The following is a 22,570-nucleotide window of genomic DNA, read 5'->3' as shown; positions in this document are numbered from 1 at the left end:
GCGCAAGCCCAATGCCCAAACCGCCCTCGGCGCGGTCGATGGTGCGGTCCACCTGGTAGAACAATTGAAACAGGCTGGGCAGTGCCGAAGGCTCGATGCCCCGGCCGTTGTCTCGGACGCGGATGAATACTTCACCGTCCGCTGGCTCAACGGCCAGATTGATGCGACCGCCTTCGTCAGTGTACTTGGCGGCATTGTTGAGCAGGTTCGACACGACTTGCGACAGCCGGACCAGATCGCCTTCGACATAGACCGGTTCAGGCGGCAGCTGTACCGTGAATTCATGACGGCGCGCATCGATTAGCGGTTGGCTGGTTTCTATTGCCCGCTGCACGATAGTCGACACTTCGAGAATTTCTTTCTTGAGCTCAATCTTGCCGCGGCTGATGCGCGAGACATCCAGCAGGTCGTCCACCAGCCGGACCAAGTGCTCGACCTGGCGATTAATAACGTCTCGGCACCAGGCGAAACGTGTTTCGTCCACGCTGGAGCGCTTCATGATTTGCACGGCGTTGCTGATCGGCGCCAGCGGATTGCGCAGCTCGTGGGCCAGCATGGCCAGGAATTCATCCTTGCGGCGGGCGATCTCTCTCAGCGCTTCTTCGGCCCGTTTGCGCTCGCTGATATCAAGCGCATGGACCACGATTCCGCGCACCTGTCCCTCGGCGTCGACGTCTGGGGCATATGTCGTATGGACCCAGCGGTCTTCATTGAGGTAAGGGGCCTGAAGCTCGAAGTCGACTTGTTCGCCGGCCAGAGCCCTCTCGAGGTAAGGGCTGAGGATTTGCCAGGCTGTCTCGCCCAGAACGTCGCGGACATGACAGCCATACATCTGTTCAGGGTTATAGCCGAACCACAGTTCGTAATTCTTGTTAGCGCGACGGTATCGGCATTCCTTGTCGACATATGACATCAGCGCCGGCGAATTATCCATGGTCACCCGCAGCAGATCACGGGCCTGTTCGGCTTCCTGCCTCGCTGCCTCCAGCTCGGCCGTGCGTTCGGCCACGCGCCGTTCCAGTGATGCGTTGGCTTCGCGCAGCGCCTGTTTGGCCTTCTTCATTTCGGTGATGTCGATGCCAACTTCCAGGATCATCGGCGAGCCGTCGGTATCGGTGAAAGGAAAGTCATGAATTTCGTAAATATGGCCGTCCGGGCCGGCCCAGCCCCACTCCAGCGGCGCATGGGTCTTCATCACCTTGAAGGTTTCACATTTTTCGCAGGGCTCGCAGCGGTTGAACAAATATTCATAACAGGCCCGCCCGCGGGCATCGCCGTAGCGCTGTTCGAAGAAACGGTTGGCGAAGGCCACCTTGTAATCCTGCGTCAGTAGCACCACATAAGCCGGAAGCGCCTGTAACACGTCATGCAGCCGCTGACGTTCGGCTTGTACGGCTGTATAGGCTTGAGCCAGCTCGGCAGTGCGCAGTGCCACCTGGCGGCGCAGCTGCCAGGTCCACAGGCCCATGAGCGCCAAAAGACCGACAACGCTGCCTGCGCCCCAAACAACGTACTTGACCGGAAATGTGAAGGATGTGTCGATATCGAGCCATTTTCTATAGAGCCGGTCGTACTCCCCGTTGGCCTTGACGATGGCTAGCCCCTGATTGAGGCGATCGCGCAGTTCAGTGTCGCCTTTGCGTACGGCGAAGCAGAATTCCCGCCGATATTCCTTGAGCAGCGGGCCGGGTGCGACTATCTTCTCCAGGCCGATTTTATGCAGCAGCACATTGCCTTGCAGCAGCGGCGCCAGCAAGGCGTCATGCTGGCCTGAAGCCAGCAGACGAAAGCCGTCGGCCAGACTATCGACGAGCACCAGTTGCTGGTTAAAACCGCGGTTGGCAAGCGCATCGTGAGAGGCATCCGCGCGCACGACGATAATGCTCAGGCCTCGGGCCTGCTCGATAAACTTGATGGGGGCATCTTCCTTGCGAACAAAAAAGGTATCATAGCCGATCGTGTGCGGTTCGGTGAATTCCGCTTGGCCTTCGCGTTCCGGCATGCGCGCTACCAGCGGCAGGGCCTCTATCTGGCCCGTTTTCAGTTTTTGCCAGACCGTATCCCAGTTGCCTGGCTCGAAAGTGACGGGAATATCCATGGCTGCTGCAACCTTGGCAAACAGCTCGACAGAGAAACCGGTCGATCGACCTTGAGCATCAATATCGGCATAGGGCGGAAAGCTGATTTCGGAGCCAACGCGCAGGGATTGCTTTTGCCCGGCGCTTGAGAGACTGGGCAGGCCCAGGATGGCAAAAGTTAGTATGAGTGCAAATAGTCTGATCTGGAACTTCATGCGGGGAAACATTTCCTGTCGGGCTTAAATGCTGGCAAGCTGTAAGGTTGGCTAGAAAATAGAGCAGAGGGGGCAACGTTTATTGTAAGGCCGGGTAATGTTTTCAAAATCGATGCCTCATGATTGGCTCAAAAGTAATAGCCGTCTAAAAATATACAAATTAGCATAACCGCTTCAATGGTCCAAAGTCATGTGCATTTATGGAAGAGCATCTGCCGGCGGTAGCTGTTATGGCGGTAATGTAATTGTGGCTTATTAACCTACTTTTTTAGTCAGGATATTTAATTACTGACTCTATTGCAAGTTTGTTTTTGACTGGATAAGGCTGATTTTCTGATCATTGATCAAAGCAAAAAAGGAGAGGGGAAATAGAGTAACTGACGCTACACGGCAGATCCAAATGCGCCTGGCGCGCCTGCCGTTGGATTCGCCCCCAGGCAAAACTAAAACAGCACAGAGATCGATTCGTGCGTAACGTCAGAGCGTAATCCAACAATGCTGATTGGCCGACATTACGTTGGCTCAGGGCTTTGGGCAACGGCATAAAAGGCTGTATTGGCATGTCGGTTATGAATAAAAGACAGGCCAAGCAAGGTCGCCCGAGTCAATCCGGCTGATAGATAGTGCCGCGCTCCCCGCTAATCATAAAGGACCAAGGTGTTTGCTTTTTTCATGGCGCATTCTTTCACTACACATTTGCTGCAGAATGGTTATGATATGCCCCCGCAAGAACATCGGGCGGAACAAACTATAATCGAGTTTTAAAATTACTGAGACTGCCGGAGGGCTGGTTTTTTGCTATGAATGCGGGAAAAAGCGGCACTATGGCCTGTAAAAAGCATTTTCAATTGAAGGCGATATTGAAATGAATCGCATTTATCTGGTTCGAAGCGAGGCGGACAAAAACATGAACCAGTTTTATCAACTGATCATCATGCCGGGACTGTTCGGCGACTGGTCATTGATCCGCGAATGGGGCCGTGTCGGCTCACCGGGCACCGTACGCAAGGATTGGTTCGATACCGAAGAAGAGGCCGTCAATGCCGCGCAGCGCCTGTGCCAGAGCAAGCAGAAAGGCGGCTATCGTTATCATTCCCTGTGAAATTGGCTGTATCGGCCGGAAGGGAAACGGATCCATTATTTCATTGGCTGGGCCGAGCGGTATGCATTGGCGCGGGAGTCGCAAGTTTTTTATCGTACTTCGTAAATGTAAACGCACTTTCCGGGATCGAAAGATTGTTTTCCCGCCGCGTCTGTGACGGCGCTCCCTTTGGCAGTGTATGAAGTGTTCTTATTCGCAGCCAATTGAATGAGCCGCTGCACAGAGTCTCCATCAGCCGCCATAAGCAGAATAACAGGGTAGGATTCGCCTGTCTCTGTCCGGATTGAAACGCCGTCGCCCTTGTCGATCCCGTTTATCAGCGCACCCGATACTGAAAAGGGTTTTTCCTTTGCTGTTCGCGGTGCGACTGTTGTGTCAGGCGCCGGAGGGACAATCCAGGCCAGGCTCTTCCGAACCGGCAGGTCCATATTTTTGATCGCAGTCACGCCGGGCTGCAAAAGGTCAAGTTCTCCAAGACGTTCAATATAAGCCTGTTTCAAACAGGCGAAATCCCCGCATACATTGCGCACGCTCTTCAGCCATTGAAGCTGATCGGTCTTGAGGCAGGCCGAGCCTTCTCCCAGTTCCTGCATCGCTGCGTGATAATAACGTCCAAGATATTCATCAAGCTCGGATAATTCGGAATTCGAGCAAATCAGGCTTTCAGGATGGCTCTTGGCTTTGCTGCAATCAAAACTCGCAGCCGAGCTGATGCCGGCGAGGAAAATATAAATAATTCCTCCAATCAATATTTGAAGCATGTTGTTTTTCCTGGTTGATAAGCTGGCGATATGGACGGTAGATACGCCATGAGTGCCCAGCGCTCATATTCAATATTGTGACTTCAAGCTCAGACTCATAATTTAAGCCTTTTATAATAAAGGCTTATAAAACGTCTTCTTGCCTATCAAGAGAATGTTTGTACTCATGACCCCGGATTGATGAGTCAGCAGCGGTTTTAGTTATATGAAGATCGACAAACCAGCCAACCATATCGATTATCGCGAACTGATGAAAAAACAGGCTGCCGGAAGAGGGCTGATTGAAGAAGTATGGAAATAACAAAAGTAGCCAATCGCCGGGTATAAAAAAGCCCCCTTAAGTTTTACTTTGCGAGGGCTCTGGGCGCCTGGAAGCGCTGCCTACGGAAAACAATTCCATTGGTATGAAAAGTTAACCATAGGTTTAATCGGTTACATCAGCGTTCGGATTATACACAAGGATTAAGAATGAGCAAGAGAGTTCTGGGATTAAGTTTGAGCGCAGATGCCATCGGTTGGGCATTGCTTGAAGAAGTGCATGGAAGACCTGATGGCATAGTGGATTTGGGTTGCCGGGTTTCAGGCAAAGCCGGCAAAAAGAAAACACCGAACTCTAAAAATGCCGAATGCCGCAACGCCGGATTAACCCGACGCATTCTCCAGCGCAGAGCCAGACGGAAGCAGCAAGCGCTCGATTATTTGTTAAAGCTGAATCTCTTACCGCAAGCGCTGAAAGCATCGCCCAACCCGGAAGTCATACTGAACCGGATCGGCAATCCCTATCATTTGCGCGCCAAAGCGCTGGATCATAAGTTATCTGCGAATGAACTGGGCCGGGTGATCCTGCATTTGGTTCAACGCGGAAGCTGCCCGCGCAGCCGCAAAGCCTTGCCGGGCGATATGATCGATGATCCCGATGCGCTGGCGGTCTTGGCCGAGTTTGGAGAGGGTGATGCCCATGCCGAGCGCGGCAATGAAGAAACGGATTTAAAAAAAGAGGTCGCGGCACTAAGGAGGGCTATAAAAGAGACGGGCTGCCGGACGTTGGGAGAATATCTGTCGAGACCGGATCTTCGCGGTCATAAGCATAATCCGGCCTTTGGCCGGCGTTTGCGTACGGATCGGCAAATGTATCAGGATGAACTGGAACTGATATGGCAACAACAGCAATGCCACCACGCTCTGCTAACGGAACAGGTCAAAGAGCAGGTGGAGCGCATCATCTTTGATCAAAGGCCGCCTGAATCGCGGGTTGGTCGTGTTGGCCGCTGCGCTCTGGAACCCAAACGCAAACAGGCCGGTATAGCCCGGCTGGAAAGCCAGCGATTTCGCTATCTGCAAACTATCAATAGTCTGGCGTACTTTAAGGATGGCGGCGAACAAGGAGTGTTTTTATCAGCCGGGCAAAAAGGCAAATTGATCCCGCTGTTCGAAGCCGAAGCCGATGTGGCGTTTTCGAAGGTACGGGCGATACTGGGCTTCGATGAAAGCACGGAATTCAATCTGGAATGCAGTCATAAAACGCTGAAAGGCAATGTGACTGCCTGCCGGATCAGGAAAGTTCTGAGCGTATGGGGTGATCTGGGAACTGAGAAACAGGAGGCTCTGGTTGAGGATCTGCTGACCATCGGCAAGAAGCTGGTTTTGAAGAAACGGCTGATTGCGCACTGGGGCTTTAGCCCGGCCACTGCCGCCAGTCTGTGTCTGTTGGAGCTTGAGCCGGGATATTGTCCTCTTTCCGTTAAGGCCATCAACAAGCTGCTGCCTTTCCTTTACCAGGGCCAAAGTTACTCCGATGCGCGGATCAGTGCGGGGTATGGCTTTGAAGTTCAAGGCATGGAAATAAAGGATAACCTCGGCCTGCCGCCTGAAATCGCCAATCCCGTCATGCAAAAAGGGCTGCATGAGCTCAGGCGACTGGTTAATGCCCTGATCGCCGAATATGGCAAACCCGATGCGATCAGAATCCAAATGGCGCGTGATCTGGACATGAAAGCCTGGCGCCAGGCAGAATTCGTCAGGCAGCAAAAAGCCAAGGCCCGGGCGAATGAGGAGGCGATGCAGATGTTCCAGGACATGAAGCGGCGGTATCCGTATCTGAACCCGGCCGACGCCTCCGACAGAACCGTTCAATTGAAATACCGGCTATGGCGTGATCAACACCAGCGCTGCGCTTACTCCGGCCTGCGCATCAGCTCATCGGCTCTGTTTGGCTCCGAAGTTGAGATTGGCCATATTTTGCCCTACAGCGAATCACTGGACGACTCCTACATGAACAAAGTGTTGTGCTACCGCAAGGAAAACCGCAGCAAGGGCCATAAAACGCCCATTGATGCGTTTGGTGGTCATGAAGCGCACTGGCATAGCATTGTACAAAACCTCAATCGCTGGGACAGGTCTCTTGCATCGAAGAAAAAGCGTTTTTTCATGACGGCGGCAGAATTGCAGAAAACGGATTTTATCGGCAAGCAACTCAATGATGCGCGCTACATCAGCCGCATAACGCATGATTATTTGAAACAACTAGGAGCGGAAGTTTTGGTCGGCAAAGGCATGATGACCGCCTGGGTCCGGCAGCGATGGGGATTGAACAATCAGCTCGGCAGCGCACCGTTAAAAGACCGGGCCGACCACCGGAATCATGCGATTGATGCGTTGGTCATTGCGTGCATGGATCGGCCGTTTTATAAGCGCCTGGTTGAGGCGGCCAGAGAGCTGGAACATAAGCAGTCCCAATTAAACCTGGACGATCTGCCTGTCGAACCGGCCTGGCAGACTTTGCGTGAGGACCTGCAGCATGCGCTCGACAGCATGATTGTGGCGCATGCGCCGCTGCTTAAAGAAGCAGGGACGGGCAAGGCCTATAGAAGACCTCTGGATGGCACGTTTACACAGGTCGATAAAATTATTGATCCCGCAGTCAGGAAGATCGTTGTCCAGCACCTGGAGCACTGCAACAACAAACCGAAGGCTGCGTTCGCGGAAGGCGTGACGGTATATCACAAAGACGGCAAAACGCCGATCAGGCGGGTGCGGGTTCTACGGCCGGAAACCGCATTGCCCAATCCCGAGATAGCCGAAACCGGCGCTATAGGCGAGCAGGGCAGGGTTTTTAAAAGGCTGGACGGCCTCTGCGATCATGTGAAAATATTCAGGAATAAGAACACGGGCGCGTATATCGGCGACTTTGTGAGCATGAGGAAAGCAGGCCATCAAGGCAAGGCCGCCGGCAAACAGAAACAGCCGGTCATTAAAACAGGCCAGGCAGAACAGTTTGAGTTTGTCATGGCGCTGCATGTCAATGACACGGTCAGCGTCGAACAGGCCGGGCGAAGGATTTTTTACCGCGTACAGAAACTGGATGCCGGCAGCAACGGATGCATGCTGTGTCTGCATTCTGCAGCGTCCTCCGACGGAAAAGAGGAGGAGATTTACTTCAGCATTGACGAAGCGTCATTTGACAGATGGCGGCTACGAAAGCACAAGATCAATGCCATCGGCAAGCTCATCGGATGCTAAGCAACGGCCAGCCGTGAAAAATCGAATCACCTCAGCCCCGCCGCCAGGCATGAAAGCGGGCTATCCACTTCAATAATAGTTCCGGCTGGTGATGGCGCCTCCAGACGCCGGCGGCGTTTTTGTTGGCTTCCGCCATCGTCGGATAGATATGGATAGTGCGCAGGATGTCGTTCAGGCCAAGCCCATGTTTCATGGCCAGCACGAATTCCGCAATGATATCGCCGGCATGCTGACCGACTATCGTGACGCCAAGAATTTTATCCCGGCCGGGCGGCGTCAATACTTTTACAAAACCGTGCGCAGCGCTGTCGGCGATGGCGCGGTCCAGGTCATCGACATTGTAAACGCTGACTTCATAAGCGACGCCTTGCTGTCTGGCGTCCTGCTCATTCAGGCCGACACGGGCGATTTCCGGATCGGTGAAAGTTGCCCACGGAATCACGGCGTAATCGGTGCGGAATTTATTGAAGCTGCCGAACAGGGCGTTGACCGATGCATGCCAGGCTTGGTGCGCGGCTACATGGGTAAACTGATAGGGGCCTGCCGCATCGCCGCAGGCGAAGATATTCGGATAATTGGTGGCCTGGCATTCATCAACCTGCACCGTATGCCCGGGCGACAGCTCCACGCCGACGTCTTCAAGGCCGAATCCGGACGTGTTGGCTGTGCGGCCGATAGCCAGCAGCAGCTTATCAAAGGCGATGCGCACTTCCTGGCCCTGATAGTCGGCGATCAGGATATGCTCCCCATTTTCGATCAGGAATTGCTTCGCGGTATGTCCAAGGCGTACATCTATGCCTTCCTGGCCGAACTTTTCCGCTATGGTTTTGGAAACCTCCGCATCTTCCCGCGTCAACAAGCGCGGTGCTTTTTCGACCTGGATGACTTGCGTACCGAGGCGGGCGAAAGCCTGCGCCAGCTCGCAGCCGACAGGGCCGCCGCCCAGCACCAGCAAACGCCTGGGCTGCTCGCGCAAATTCCAGACGGTATCGGAAGTCAGGTAATCGATATTTTCAAGCCCCGGGATTGCCGGAATAAAAGGGCGCGAGCCGGCGGCAATGATGATGGAACGCGTTGTCAGGATGCGTGAGCCTTGGCCTGTCGTGACTTCAACCTCCCAAGGGGAAACAATCCTGGCAGTGCCTTCGATGACATCCACGCCGAGTTCGCGGTAGCGCTGCGCCGAATCGTGCGGCGCGACGGCCTCAATCACACGCTGCACGCGTTCCATAATCTCGGCAAAGTCAAAATCGGCTTTAATGCCGCTGATGCCGAACTTGGCTGCGCTGTGAAACTGCGCCAGCAATCTCGTTGAACGGATCAAGGCTTTTGACGGCACGCAGCCGGTATTCAGGCATTCACCGCCCATTTTGTGTTTTTCGACCAGCGTGACTTTAGCCTTGGCGGCAGCGGCAACGTAGGCGGCGACCAATCCTGCCGCCCCTGCGCCTATGACGACAAGATTGGTGTCGAATTTTTCGGGTTTAGTCCATTTTTGATAAATTTTATTGGCTCGAACAGCCGATACGGTCCTTCGGGCTATGAGAGGAAAAAATCCCAGCAAGACGAACGATCCGAGCAAAGCGGGCGAGAATAGGCCGGATAAAGTATCGATTTTGGCCAGTTGGGTGCCGGCATTGACGTAAACCACGGTTCCGGGCAGCATGCCTAATTGGCTGATCCAGTAGAAAGTGCGGGTTGCAATGGCGGTCAGTCCCATGACCAGATTAATGACGAAAAACGGGAAAATCGGCACCAGCCGCAAGGTAAACAAATAATAAGCCCCATCGCGCGCCATGCCTTCATCCACGGCTTTGACGCGATCGGCGAATCTGGCCTTGACCAGATCGCGAAACAGGAAACGCGCGGCCAGAAAAGCCAGTGTGGCACCGATGGTGGATGCGAACGATACGATCAATGTTCCCCACAACAAACCGAAAATCGCGCCGCCGGCTAATGTCAACAGTGCGGCACCGGGCAGGGACAAGGCCGTTATGGCAATATAAATCAGTGCATAAAAAGCTGTAGCTTTGACAGGATGGGCATCGGTATAAGCAATGAGAGCCTCGTGCCTGGCCTTTAAAGTGTCCAGCGTCAGCAAGTGCTGCAAATCGGAATAGAAAAAGGCGCCTATTAGCGCGGCCATGATTATCAGCAAAATGATGTGCGGTCTGGTCATTGTCTTACCCTGGTGAGTGCTGATTGATTAAATGTTGCATTTCTCGATGATTATTTGACTGATGTTATGCGCGAATCGATCTATGTTCTGTTTTACTGCGATGCCGCGCAGGTGCGAATTCACTTGTGCCCTATAAGGGTATTCGCACGGCCTATATATCTCGGGTTGTCCCGTTCGGAATGTTCGGCGATGATTAACTGCAGTCGCTTAGCGAGTATCGTAGAAACGTTAGGGCGGGGCTACAAGCCCCGCCCCGCTACGAAATTCGATCCCACAACGGCGTAACATCAGTCATTTGATATCTTTTTCGGCCAATCGTTTGATGGTGTCGAAGGCAAACAAATTATTTTTCCATATTACCTATCCCATCCAAATCTGTTACGCTTATGCAATTGAAGCAGAGCGGGTATAGCTTGTCAGTTGTTTGGCGTCAGAGGTGTGGTCAGATCAGCTCAAAGATGTTGCCTGACCAAAAGCCGATGGTTTATTCAAGAAAACAGACAAGAAGACGCTATACTTATTATAAACAATGCAATAGTCCGCATTTATAATTTAGGGCCGGGCTATAGAAATTTAAAACTCCGTAGCATCACTTATTAACACTTGAAAATTAATAGTATATTCTTCATTAGGAAACTTGCGCGTTATAAGTGAAATTGAATTAACACCTATAAAATGATTTTTAATAACAACATCAAGTGTGAAATAGTGTGCCGGTTTCGTTTCTTTCTTACGCCCGCAGCGAAGCGCGCGCGTTTATTTTGTTTTGAAGGAAATGATCAGGAATGCAAACGAATAAACGGATAATTCATAGTTCATTGGGATTGATAATTCTGGCCGGCTTGGTTGGAATCGGTATTGTTTTAACAAAAGTTATCAGGGACGAGGTCAAAACCTCCAAATATCAGGCCCAATATCTTTCCGAAATCAGCAAACAGCTCAGTTTCAAGCTAGAGCCCGGCCGCAGTTCATCGATTCGTTATCCTGATCATGGTCCTTACGATTTGCGGCTAGGCTATGCGATGCTGCCGGATGTGATTCAGCGTGTTGAAAAGGCAGGCTTCAGCATTTCCGCCCAGGCCGCTTCGTCTCCGATGCTGACTCAACTGGTCGATTACGGTTTATTCCCGATTTATCACGAAAAAACCCAGGCCGGGCTTCGCATCGTCGATCAGGCCAATCAGGTCTTGTTTAGCGCAGTTTATCCCACTTACGGTTACCCGACTTTCGAATCCATTCCTCCGCTGATCCTGAACACGTTGCTCTATATAGAGAATCGGGAATTGCTGGACGAAACCAATACCACCATAAATCCCGCCGTTGAATGGGACCGGCTGGGATTTGCCGGCCTGCAATTGATGGCGAAAAAACTGGGCGCCGACATCAATGTGCCGGGCGGCAGCACGCTGGCCACGCAATTGGAAAAGTACCGCCATTCGCCCGACGGCTACACGTCTTCCCTGATCGAAAAATTCCGCCAGATGGGCAGTGCATCGATACGGGCCTATCTGTTAGGGCCTGATACACGCGCAATGCGGCGCGAAATTGCCCTGACTTACCTGAACTCCATGCCGCTTGCAGCGACGCCGAGGCTGGGGGAAGTCCACGGTTTGGGCGATGGCTTGTCGGCATGGTTCGGCGCAGACTTTAACGAAGTCAACAAGCTGCTCAGCCCAGGCGCGATCAATTCCGAACACATCAGTCAACAACAGGCGCAAGCCTACAGGCAGGTTCTCAGCATTCTATTGTCGCAAAGACGGCCTTCTTATCTTTTGGGGTCGGGTTTTCAAGCGCTTCAATCACTGACCGATCGATACTTGCGGGTGATGGAGAATCAGGGCGTTATTTCGCCGGCGTTGCGCGATGCCGCATTGAAGGTATCAATTGCTCGCCCTGGCGGTTCGAATTCGCCTCTTGCCAAATTTGTGGCCGAAAAAAAGACCCAAACTGTCCTGAGGACGCGTCTGGCCAAAGCGACGGGCGTGAAATCCATCTATGAACTTGATCGGCAGGATCTAACCGCCACCACCACTATCGACTATCAGACGCAACAAGCCGTCGCGAACGCCTTGCACCGGCTGAGCGACTCGGAAACGGCACGGGCCGCCGGTGCGGTCGGCTTCAGGATGTTGGGCGATAGTCAGGATCTGTCTCCCGTCATCTATAGCCTGATGCTGTTTGAACGCAGCGAGAGAGGCAATCTGTTGCGTGTCCAGACCGATAATTTTGATCAGCCTCTCGATATTAATGAAGGCATTCGCCTCGATCTCGGTTCGACCGCCAAGCTGCGGACGATGGTGCATTATCTGCAGCTTATCAGCGGCCTGTACCATCAGTATAAAGACAGGCCAGTCCAAGAACTGGAAAAGGTCGAGTTGCATCCGCGCGATTATCTGTCGGCATGGGTTATCGAACAGCTTCGCTTGCGGCCCCAGACAGGGCTGGAAGAATTGCTGAATCTGGCGCTGGACCGGCGCTATTCCGCCAGCCCTTTCGAAAACTTTTTCACGGGCGGCGGCATCCATCATTTCGAGAATTTCACGCGCGAGGAAAACGCCAAAATCATGTCGGTGCGCGACGCCTTGCGCGATTCCGTGAATCTGGTCTTCATTCGCCTGATGCGCGATGTGGTCTATCATCATCTTTACAGGCCGGAAGGTGTCGCCCGATGGCTTGAGAATGAAGAAGACCCGCGCCGGCAAGCCTATCTGGAGCGTTTTGCCGATCGCGAAGGGCTGGTTTATCTGCGGCGTTTTTATGCCAAATACCAGGGCAAAAGCGCCGATGAAGCCCTGGCCCTGCTCACCCAGCGGGTTAAACCCAAAGCTTCGCGGCTGACCATGCTGTATCAGGCTGTTTATCCGGATCATGACGAATATGATCTCAATGCTTATCTGAAGGCGAATCTGCCGGCGTCCGTTCTGGCCAAGGAAGACATCGGCGAACTGCACAAGAAATTTTCAACATCACGATTCGACCTGCAGGATCAGGGCTATATCACCAAGATCCATCCCCTCGAACTTTGGCTGGCCGGTTATCTGGCCAAGCACCCGAATGCTACGCGCGATGAGGTTCTGGCAGCCAGTGTCGAACAACGGCAGGCCGTTTACCGGTGGCTGCTCAAGAGCAAAAGAAAACATGCGCAACAACGGCGCATCATGACGTTGTTGGAGGCCGAGGCGTTTAAGGAAATCCATCGCGCCTGGGTGCGTCTCGGTTATCCGTTTCAGGCATTGACGCCTTCTTACGCCACCTCTATCGGTGCCTCCGGCGACAGGCCAGCCGCTCTCGCGGAGCTGATGGGCATTCTGCAGAATGACGGCATCAGGCAGCCGCTGATTCGATTTGAGAGCCTGCACTATGCAGAGGCAACGCCGTTCGAGACGCTGCTGAACAGATCACCCGGTAAAGGCGAGCGTGTCATGCCGCCTGAAGTTGCAAGAGTGGCTCGCGGCGCGCTGATTGGCGTTGTGGAGGGGGGAACCGCCTCGCGTCTCAGAGGCGTTTACACTGATCCGGAAGGCAAACCTCTGGCTGTAGGCGGTAAAACCGGCACCGGCGATCATCGCCGCGAGGTATGGGGCGAGAGAGGGCATCTGATTGAATCGAAATTCATCAGCCGGGCTGCCGTATTTGCGTTTTTCATGGGTGACCGGTTCTTTGGCGTTATCACCGCTTATGTGGCCGGACCCAATGCCGAACAGTATCACTTTACCAGTTCACTGCCGGTGCAGATAGTGAAGTTTCTGGCACCGACGCTTTCGCCTTTGGTGAATCGATCATCAAATAATCCGGGCTCCATGCCCGTGCCTAGAATGGCGATGACAGACAAGAACAATATAACGCCTGCTCCAAAACAGCCTTAAAAAGCCTTTCAAGTGAATGCGGAGGATTTCAGGCTCGGTTTTATCAGTTCGGCTTGTATACCGGGCATCAGTTTGAGCCGCGAAGGACGCTGAGGCTTTTCAGTTCTAAGGCTTGCAAATATTTCAATGAGCTCATGAAGTTATCTGTGGGGCGACTTTAGTCGCCCCCGCAGGTTTTAAAACCGCTTGTTTCGATGGTTGAACAGACAAACTGCGTAAGTCCTGTGTGGCTTTATGAAATAGCCAAGCTAGAGCGACTTATACAACTTTAAAACCTTGTCCAATTCTTCTGTCGCGCCTTTTATATCGCCCTGTTTTACTTTGATTTGCGCCTGAATGATGCCGGCATGCGCCTTTTTGACGATGTCCGGTTTGCCCGTGACTTTCTCGGAAACCGCGCGCGCTTCTTTTAAATGTTGGCTGGGCGGCACGAAATCGTTTTTACTGATTTCGACCTTAGCCGCTTCAATATGCATAATGGCTTCATTCGGGCTGTAAGCTGAACTTTTGCCGGCTTCCTCTGCGTAAGCGGTAAGGCTGGTTGAGTATAAAGAGGAAGCCAGTAATAAAGTTAAGGCTGTGTTTTTGATCGTATTCATAGGATAAAGTCTTTGTTGTGATTATCGAATGGTGTCGGTAAAAATGCCTGGAAAGCAAAATCTCTCGGCCTGCATGATGCCGATTAATCGTTAATGACTTTGAATTTAGCCTAAGTTATTGATATTACGCAGATGTAGGGTCGAATTCATTCGACACGGGACAACCGAAATATGAAATATATAGGCAGTGCGAATACCCGCAAGGGGCAAAAGAGAATTCGCACCGACACGGCATCGCAGCAACACTAAAACAGCACAGAGATCGATTTGTGCGTAACATCAGTAAATTAGCTTCAGATAAAGCTACCAATCACGAACCAAATACACAATACGTATAAATACCTGATGTGCACTAGCCAGAAAGATAAGCTGCTTTGTGTTTAAAAGCTCCTTCAGCAAACGGTTTTCAAAAAATGCTTTAAAGATTGCCGGTCTCTGAAAGACCGATTGGCCGGTTTGAGTGGGTCAGGCTTCAGGAGGGGCTAGCGTGACTTCCTCACAAGATCCATCAAACCGGAATCGCACTTCTTTATGATTTTCTGCAATATATACCAGCAACCCCCGGATGAAGAGGATGACGCCCGCCATTTCGAGGCTCTCCTCAGCCGTTGCAATCATTTTATAAGTCAAATCTTCCAGCCCGTGCAATTCAGCGTAGCGGCCCCCGATCATCTCGAAGCCGATACTGCCGCCAATATAAATGACCGCAGTCATAAAGAAAGTGAGCCTCGTTTTTGCAGGGAGGCGCAGCCAGAATCTCAGAAAAAACCACGCAAGCAAGAGTATCAGTGCGATGCCAAGAATGACCCAGGCGAAATAAAAGACGCCAAGATTGCCATCCCCCAACAGGTTGCGTATCGGTTTTATCAGCCTCTCATGAATGGAGACCAGTTCATCGACCGCCATAAGCAGGAATCCGCATGAAAGGATCAACCAATGTGAAACGTGAGAAGCCCTACGGTTTCTTTCCAGAAGAGTGATGACCGAAAGAAGCAGCGTTGCGGAGAGAAGCAAAAACACAGTAAAAAAGGTCGGAATATTGTGCTCGGCGTCGACGTTAAAGAGTGAGACAAACCCATAAAGACGGTCATCCCCAGTGATATAAGACATCAATTGTCCTGTGATGCTGGCGACAACCAGAAGAAAAGCCAGTATTCCCAATGTACGCGCAATAAGGCCCGGATTCAGTGATATGGGGTTGGATGTCATCTTAATCCGGGGGGTCCTTAGCGTTGGTATTAGCGGCAATAATGCTGTTACATTAATCAAATCGGCTAACTGTATATCAGAAATCTTATGAATAAATTAACCGAACATTGCCGGAACCGCTGCTTTCAGTTTAAGAAAAAAGCCTGTTTGTGCCATACTGTTGGGCATGCGCTTGAGTGACGGCTAATTATACGGAACGATTAAGCAGGTCCATTTATCAAACAGGAAGTTTTGAGATATTGGCAGCATCAAATTCGGCACAAGGTGACAAGCGACTAATAAATTGGACTCATTGAGACTGGTCAATCCCGGTATTCATTAGCTTCAGGCTGAGCCCATGTCTTTTTCAAACTAACCTGTAAGGGACTGAAATGATTAAATACACGCCTTTAAAAGATCACGAGATACCTGTTAAAGTTTTGTTTACCGGCTATCTATGCACCGTGGGCATAGGTTATGTTGTTGCGCTGATTCAGATTCTGTTTACGCACGGCATGGCCGACGGTAAATTCGGCCTGTCCATCGACGATATCGTCTACAGTTATTACGGCAACCGCTCAGGCACGGTGGTAGAGACGAAACTGAACGGTTCCATGAAAGAGATGGCGCCGGAGCCGGAACGCTTCCAGATCATACAATGGGTCCGGGATGGCGCGCAGATCAATGACTATGAGCCGTCTGGCGTCGCAAAAATTATTGAGACGCGCTGCGTCCTGTGCCACAACAAAGACGCCTCAGGCATCCCTAACTTCTCCGATTTTGAGCAACTGAAAGCCTTGACGGCGCAGGATGAAGGCGAGACCTTTGCTTCGTTGACGCGGGTTTCCCATATCCATTTGTTCGGCATCAGCTTTATTTTTATGTTTGTCGGGCTGATCTTCGCCTTTTCCGAAACTACGCCAGTGCCTTATAAATCCATTGCCATCGGTATGCCTTATGTATTCCTGCTGGCTGACATTATGTCCTGGTGGCTGACTAAGCTTCATCCGTGGTTTGCCTGGCTCGTCATTCTGGCCGGTACCGGCATGGGGGTTTCGTTCGCGTTTATGTGGGTGACTTCCATTCTGGAAATGTGGCTGTTCAGGCCCGTGTTCGTCGAAGGCCCCGGCATGAAGGTGCAGGAATGGCTGGGAAGCCTGATCTGCAAAGGCGAAGGAAGCGGCATGAACAAAGCTTATTGCACCATCAAGCGCGGATTCGCCTTGCTGAGAGACAAATGGCTGCAGCATGGCTGGCCATGGGTTAAAGGTTTATTTAATAAATAGATTTTTCATTCAAATCAGAGAAATGTAGGCTGGGTTGCTAAACCCAGCATAGGGAGCTTTGAAATGCTGGGTTTAGCAACCCAGCCTACCCGCTGAATTTGCGGAGGCGACTTCGCCTACTTTTGGTAAGCGAAGTCGCCTCCACATATACGCAAATCCTGCCCCTGTGACGGTTCCACAAAAAATCCACTGATCACGGCCTGATCAAATTATGCATATTTAAATTAGTACATGCTGATTTTTTGAGCAAAACTTGTAATTTAGTCTAAAATTAGCACAGGCTGAGCTTGTTCAGTTATTGAATATTCATCGATATTCCAGTGACGGATTGTCGGTGACTTACCCCGCCTGAAATAACGGTCTTATTCTCAGGCAATAAACGACGCACTATCGGGAGCTGTGCGGTTGTCGCAAGGGAGAAAAACAAGATGAAAAATAACGAAGAAAAAGGTAACAGAATGAAAGTAGAAAAAATGAAAAAATGGTTGTCGGCGTTTTTGAAGGATGAAGAAGGCGCGAGTGGTATTGAGTATGCGTTGGTTGCCGCTATGGTTGCGGTTGCTCTGGTTACTTTCGTTACTCCTATTAAGAATGCAATCAAGGGGATTTTTGACGATATTGCAGAAGCATTAGGGGTAGCCAAGCAGTAGCCCAACCAAGTACGAGAAACTGATATTGTTCTTTACCCATAAGAAAAAGTCGCAATGTCTGTCTTAATGACAGTACCTATCCAGTACTGGATTATAGGTAGCTGGGCTGTTGCTTGCGGTGGCTATGACATGGCGTTTCGCCGCCTCCCCAATGTTCTGACGTTGGGGGCTCACGGAGGAGCGCTGGCGATGCTTGCGGTTACCGGCCAGGGCTGGTTAGGCGCTTCTCCATCCTCGTGTTTTGCCGCTTGGGTACTGGCGCTGGTTTTAACGGTGCCCGCCTGGGTATTGAGGCGGCTAGGTGCTGGGGATGCCAAATTGCTGGCCGCCATGGGATTGCTGGGTGGCATGGAAGCGATGCTGGTTGCGTATGCCGTCGCCGGGCTTCTTGTGGGCGGCACGGCGATCATCTGGATTTTGGCCTACCGATGGATGCCTCTGCTGGCGCCGCAGTTGGCGAGCATCGGAATCGATGCGCCTGCGATACCGGAACCGAAAGGCAGAATATTGCCTTTCGGCCTGGGGCTCGCCATCGGCTTTGTCGTCGCGCTGGTTCTTCTGGCTGCCCGGATATCGGTTTTGCCGTTTCAATTTGATTGATAAGAACCAGTCTGTTTTTCTGTAAGTAATGTGGCGTTATGAATCCAAAGGTTAGTCAACCCCGAGCCGGCACTCGCCGCCGCTTATCGTGTAATCTGCGCAAACAGCGCGGTGCGGCAGCCATAGAGGCCGCGCTTCTGTTCGTCATCTTTTTCACGCTGTTTTATGCCATTGTCAGTTATTCGATGCCGATTCTCATGATGCAGGCGTTTCAGCATGCGGCATCCGCTGGGGCTAGAGCGGCCGTGGCGGTTGAACCTGCTGCGGAAGGTTATGAAACCGTAGTGGAAAACAAGGTAAAGACTGTCGTAGGCGATTTGCTGGACTGGCTGCCTGCAACCGCTCATGCGGCCGTTCTAGGGGGAAAGAACGGAGTAAAAGTGGAATTAGACAAGCCAAGCGCCGGCATGTTGACCGTGACCGTAAGCTTTCCCAACTACACTGGCAATCCACTGATACCGATTTTGAAGTTTCCAGGTATAGGCGATGTGCCCAAATTACCCAAGGATCTCACTGCGAGTGCTGTCGTGCAGCTTGATTGAGATCACTCCGGTTGAGCCAAATCTGTTTTGATCCACGATCGGCGCATTATGAAATAACTGATGTTACGCACGAATCGATCTCTGTTTTACTTTTACTGAGATGCCGTGTCGGTGCGAATTCATTCGCACTTAACCCTCCGTAAAAAATAGCAGCGTTTCGCGGTCGAATAACCACAAAGGGCATAAGTGAATTCGACCCTACAACGGCGTAAGGTTAGTGAAATAAGATGCGTAGCGGGTTTATTTTGTCCGAAAAAAAATGGCTTTAAAGACAAAAAAGTTCTGCACAATTATAATTGCTAAGTATTTTTACTTACTAATAACCAAGCAGTTGCTTGCAATAAATTACTCTGGAGCAAGGGGGGGTAATGAGTAGTTCAGTTTTGCGCGTATTCGCAGTAATACTCGCTGTGGGCGCCATCATCATCGGTTATATCGGTTACAAGGCGAGCAATCAGCCTCCCAAGCCGGAACCGGTGCGCGTTGAAGTGGCGGAACCCAAAGGGGAGTCTGTGGTGTTTGCCGCGCGGGATATCCAGTCAGGGCAGGTTATCACAAAAGAGGATCTGACAACCGCGCTGGTTCCTACCCGTCCGGTGCGTTCCTATCCTGCCGGCGACCTTCTCATCGGCCGCAAGCCCAGAACCGACATTTCCAAAGGAGAAATGCTGCTGTCCAGCCATTTCCCCTCTTACAGCCAGTTGGCGTCCAGTCTCCATCCCGGCGAGCGGGCAGTCGCCGTTAAAGTCGATGAAGTGGTCGGTGCCGGCGGTTTCATCGAGCCCGGCGACCAGGTGGATGTGCTGCTCTTTTTAGAGGCCGACCAGGAAACCGGCAAGAACAGTTCGGCTCAGGTGGTTTTGTCGAAAGTGCGCGTGCTGGCTTTCGGCAATATGCTGGACTCGCCGGAAGAGCAAACGGCTGCTGCCGATGACCAATCGGACTTGCTGGAAAAGGCCAAAACCAGCACCGTTAATGAGGCAACAGGTAAACGCAAGAAAAAGGAAGAGGAGCCTGACGGGAAGAAAAGCAAAACCGCCGTGCTGGCTATTGCCGAATCCGATACCTCGACGCTTATGCTTGCGGAGTCCAGCGGCAGAATCAGGCTCGCGCTCCATGGGGCCGAGCGGGAGGAGAGCGCTCCGGAAATCATCGAAGAGGGCCTTGTGCCGGCAGCTTTTTCTCCGTCCGGGACGGAGAACGGTAAAAAGGACAAGCACTTCATCGTCTTGAAAGAGCTGACCGGCAACGGAGCTGTCCAGTCAGATGCCCAAGGCGACAAAGTTAAAGAGGGCCCCCGGGTCATCATACACCGGGGCGGAGCGACAGAAACCCTGACTTTGGGGCACTAAAGTGCACCGTCAACCAATAATTACAACAACCAGTTTGACAATCAGCAACATGAATTATTTCAAAGCGCTTCTTCTTTGGGCTCTGCTTGCAGCAGCCTTTTCCGCGCATGCCTATGACGATACCGTCAGCATCGAGATGGGCAAACAACTCAGCTACCGATACGGCAGTAACATCAAACGCGTCGCCGTCGGCAACCCGGAAATCGCCGATGTCTCGGTGATCGATGCGCGGCAGATACTGATTACGCCCAAAAAGCCCGGCTCTACCAGCCTGATGCTGTGGCGGGGTTCCGATACGGGACAGCCCGACTTTTATGTGGAGTTGCTGGTTACGGCCTCGGAAAACCTGAAACAGCATGCCGTCGAAAGCCTGGAAAATGACAATTTCCAGGTTTCGGAGGCCGGGGACAAACTTGAGCTTTCAGGCGAAAGCGATTCGCTGGAAGCCCATGATCAGGCTCGTCAGGCCATGGACGAAAAGAGCGAAAACAATGTCGTGGATACCAGCAAGCTGGGATTCAATTCACAGGTCCAGATCGACCTTAAAATTGTAGAGATCAGCCGGTCACGATTGCAGAACGCCGGGCTATTCCTCGGAAAGAATACCGCCAACACGACAATGGCTCTTTCTACTCCAAACAATCTGACGGGTGTTGAATCCGCCGGGCAGGGCGCCATTTCCTTGCTCAGCAGCGGTTTCTTCCCCCATGCCCAGGCTTTCAATTTTGTTTATGGCAATGCCAGTGAAGGCATACTCGGCGTTATCTCCGTTCTTGAAAACAACGGTTTTGCTTATACGCTGGCGGAACCCTCACTGGTCGCCATGAGCGGGCAAAGCGCCAATTTCCTGGCCGGCGGCGAGTATCCGATTCCCGTGCCGCAAGGTGGGTCGGCAACTGGCGCCATTACCATTAAATACAAGGAGTTCGGCGTGCGCGTGTCGTTGACGCCGACCGTGCTGGATCAGAACCGGATTGCCCTGAAAGTCGCTCCCGAAGTCAGCGAACTGGATTACAACGCCGGCATTGAGATCAGCAGCACCACCGTGCCGGCCTTGCGCGTCCGCCGCACCGATACCAGTATCGCCCTGGGTGACGGCGAAAGTTTCGTCATCAGCGGACTGGTAAGCCAGAGCACACTGGCTAGCGTGGATAAGTTTCCGTGGCTCGGCGATATTCCGATTATCGGCGCTTTCTTCAGATCAACGCATTTTGACCGCAGCGACAGAGAGCTGGTTATGGTAGTGACGCCGCACCTGGTTCAACCCTTGGCCAAGGGCGCGCCTTTACCGCCGCTGCCGGGCGAGCGTTTCCGGCAGTACGACCCGAGTTTCTTCCATACCTTCTTCAAGGAAACGGGGGATTTTCGGGCTAAAACGTCTACCCCATCAGGATTTTCGAAATAGTAATATGAGCATTACACGCAAACACAGTTTCATTGCCGTCACGGACAATCAGGAGCATATGCGCTGGCTGAATGCGGTGTTCAGGGATGAAGGCGAGGTGGTCGTCGCCGATCTGCCATCGCTTGAGCGTGTACGCCAAATACTTGACCTGACCGGCGCCCAGGTCGTGTTCGTGGCGCTGACGCCGCTGACGCTGCGGCAGGATGCGGCCCTGATAGAGGGGCTGGTTGCCGTCAAGCCGCTGCTATCCGTCATCGCCATGGCTGACCAGGTCGATAACGAGATGCTGCTTTTTGCCATGCGGGCCGGGGCGCGCGATTTTATCCTCACCGGCAGCCGTCCCGGTGAAGTCATCAATCTGGTTCAGCGCCTGCAGAACCGTACGCCGGCGCCCAATAACCCCGCGGCATCGCTGGGTAAAATCACGGCGCTGGTCAGCGCCCGGCCCGGCTCCGATACGCCCATGCTGGCTCTCCATCTCGCGCTGGCCATGCAAGGCGAGAATAAGGAGCGCAATACGCTGCTGCTCGATCTGGGCAATCCGGCCAGCGATACCTTGACCTATCTCGGGCTCAGTTCCCCTTACAGCTTCATCGATGCAGTAAGGAGCTTGCGCCGCCTGGATTCCATGCTCATAGACAGCGCCTTCGCCAAGCATGAAAGCGGGCTCAGCCTGTTGGCGTTGCCGGAGGACCAGGGCGGGATGGGCGAGATTACTTCGGCCGACATTTATGTGCTGCTGGGCATGTTGCGGCGCTACTTTGCCCGCATCGTGATCAATCTGGGCGGCGTCCCGCAGTCGGACTTCCTGTATTTATTGCTGAGCAATGCCGACAATACGCTGGTGGTCATCGAGCAAAGCGTTCCCAGCTGCAAGCAAAACATGCAGTTGGTGCGCAAAATGATCGAACATAAGATCGCGATGGAGCATGTGGAACTGGTTATCGACCGCTATCTTCCGCAGCTGCCGCCCGACGCCGACAGCCTTTCGCGGGGCTTCGGCCTGGCGCTCCAGGCTACGTTGCCGCCTTCCGGCATGGCCCGTCTGAGCATGATGAATTCCGGAGAAAGCCTGTTTCACTGCGCTCCTCGCGATCCTTATACGCTGGCGGTCCGGAAACTGGCGAAAAGAATCATGACCAACAGCTCCTCTGCCGATCAGGGTTCCAGCATGAAGAAAGGCCTGTTCAAGTCCATCGGTTCCTGGTTCGGCGGCAAGGCGGAGTAA

At 52.5% G+C, this 22,570-nt stretch carries 15 protein-coding genes; 10 read left to right on the top strand and 5 right to left on the bottom strand.

Features of this window, described 5'->3' with window-relative positions:
• Positions 1 to 2,293: transporter substrate-binding domain-containing protein (locus tag IT781_RS09335; RefSeq protein ID WP_228779038.1), on the bottom strand; the 2,293-nt coding region annotated here is incomplete at its 3' end.
• A gap of 865 nt (positions 2,294 to 3,158) precedes the next feature.
• Between IT781_RS09335 and IT781_RS09330 the strand changes: the two genes are divergently transcribed.
• A complete protein-coding gene (locus IT781_RS09330; RefSeq protein ID WP_194969882.1) occupies positions 3,159 to 3,395 on the top strand; it encodes a WGR domain-containing protein in 237 nt (78 codons plus the stop codon).
• A gap of 89 nt (positions 3,396 to 3,484) precedes the next feature.
• Here IT781_RS09330 and IT781_RS09325 read toward each other — a convergent pair whose 3' ends face one another.
• On the bottom strand, positions 3,485 to 4,156 hold the full coding sequence (locus IT781_RS09325; RefSeq protein ID WP_194969881.1) for a lysozyme inhibitor LprI family protein: 672 nt from the start codon (positions 4,154 to 4,156) through the stop codon (positions 3,485 to 3,487).
• A 468-nt stretch (positions 4,157 to 4,624) separates the two neighbouring features.
• Between IT781_RS09325 and cas9 the strand changes: the two genes are divergently transcribed.
• The gene (gene cas9 / locus IT781_RS09320; protein ID WP_228779037.1) at positions 4,625 to 7,675 is read left to right on the top strand and encodes a type II CRISPR RNA-guided endonuclease Cas9; all 3,051 of its coding nucleotides are present in this window, start codon (positions 4,625 to 4,627) and stop codon (positions 7,673 to 7,675) included.
• A 31-nt stretch (positions 7,676 to 7,706) separates the two neighbouring features.
• Here the strand turns inward: cas9 and IT781_RS09315 are convergent, their stop codons facing one another.
• Complete coding sequence (locus IT781_RS09315) at positions 7,707 to 9,854, bottom strand: FAD-dependent oxidoreductase (RefSeq protein ID WP_194969880.1); 2,148 nt, start codon at positions 9,852 to 9,854, stop codon at positions 7,707 to 7,709.
• A gap of 785 nt (positions 9,855 to 10,639) precedes the next feature.
• On the opposite strand from IT781_RS09315, the gene IT781_RS09310 reads away from it, so the two are divergent.
• The gene (locus tag IT781_RS09310; protein ID WP_194969879.1) at positions 10,640 to 13,720 is read left to right on the top strand and encodes a transglycosylase domain-containing protein; all 3,081 of its coding nucleotides are present in this window, start codon (positions 10,640 to 10,642) and stop codon (positions 13,718 to 13,720) included.
• Positions 13,721 to 13,968: 248 nt separating this feature from the next.
• Here IT781_RS09310 and IT781_RS09305 read toward each other — a convergent pair whose 3' ends face one another.
• Both IT781_RS09305 and IT781_RS09300 read right to left on the bottom strand, forming a co-directional pair.
• A complete protein-coding gene (locus tag IT781_RS09305) occupies positions 13,969 to 14,319 on the bottom strand; it encodes a hypothetical protein (protein WP_194969878.1) in 351 nt (116 codons plus the stop codon).
• A 465-nt stretch (positions 14,320 to 14,784) separates the two neighbouring features.
• Complete coding sequence (locus IT781_RS09300; RefSeq protein WP_194969877.1) at positions 14,785 to 15,528, bottom strand: multidrug transporter; 744 nt, start codon at positions 15,526 to 15,528, stop codon at positions 14,785 to 14,787.
• Between the two features lie 371 nt (positions 15,529 to 15,899).
• Between IT781_RS09300 and IT781_RS09295 the strand changes: the two genes are divergently transcribed.
• The 7 genes from IT781_RS09295 to IT781_RS09265 all read left to right on the top strand — a co-directional run bounded on the left by IT781_RS09295 (position 15,900) and on the right by IT781_RS09265 (position 22,570).
• A complete protein-coding gene (locus IT781_RS09295; protein WP_194969876.1) occupies positions 15,900 to 16,793 on the top strand; it encodes a hypothetical protein in 894 nt (297 codons plus the stop codon).
• A 428-nt stretch (positions 16,794 to 17,221) separates the two neighbouring features.
• Positions 17,222 to 17,443 carry a Flp family type IVb pilin gene (locus IT781_RS09290; RefSeq protein ID WP_228779036.1) on the top strand — a complete coding sequence of 74 codons (222 nt, stop codon included), beginning with the start codon at positions 17,222 to 17,224 and terminating at the stop codon, positions 17,441 to 17,443.
• A 66-nt stretch (positions 17,444 to 17,509) separates the two neighbouring features.
• Complete coding sequence (locus IT781_RS09285; RefSeq protein ID WP_228779035.1) at positions 17,510 to 18,043, top strand: prepilin peptidase; 534 nt, start codon at positions 17,510 to 17,512, stop codon at positions 18,041 to 18,043.
• Between the two features lie 38 nt (positions 18,044 to 18,081).
• Positions 18,082 to 18,585: a TadE/TadG family type IV pilus assembly protein gene (locus IT781_RS09280; protein ID WP_194969874.1), complete on the top strand. Its 504-nt coding sequence runs from the start codon at positions 18,082 to 18,084 to the stop codon at positions 18,583 to 18,585.
• 368 nt (positions 18,586 to 18,953) lie between these two features.
• On the top strand, positions 18,954 to 19,937 hold the full coding sequence (gene cpaB / locus IT781_RS09275; RefSeq protein ID WP_194969873.1) for a Flp pilus assembly protein CpaB: 984 nt from the start codon (positions 18,954 to 18,956) through the stop codon (positions 19,935 to 19,937).
• 49 nt (positions 19,938 to 19,986) lie between these two features.
• Positions 19,987 to 21,342 carry a type II and III secretion system protein family protein gene (locus IT781_RS09270; RefSeq protein ID WP_194969872.1) on the top strand — a complete coding sequence of 452 codons (1,356 nt, stop codon included), beginning with the start codon at positions 19,987 to 19,989 and terminating at the stop codon, positions 21,340 to 21,342.
• A 4-nt stretch (positions 21,343 to 21,346) separates the two neighbouring features.
• A complete protein-coding gene (locus IT781_RS09265) occupies positions 21,347 to 22,570 on the top strand; it encodes a hypothetical protein (RefSeq protein WP_194969871.1) in 1,224 nt (407 codons plus the stop codon).

Source organism: Methylobacter sp. BlB1 (genome assembly GCF_015476545.1).
In the GTDB taxonomy this organism is placed as follows: domain Bacteria; phylum Pseudomonadota; class Gammaproteobacteria; order Methylococcales; family Methylomonadaceae; genus Methylobacter.
Note: the sequence above shows the minus strand (reverse complement) of the source record. Positions and strands in the feature narration are given on the sequence as shown.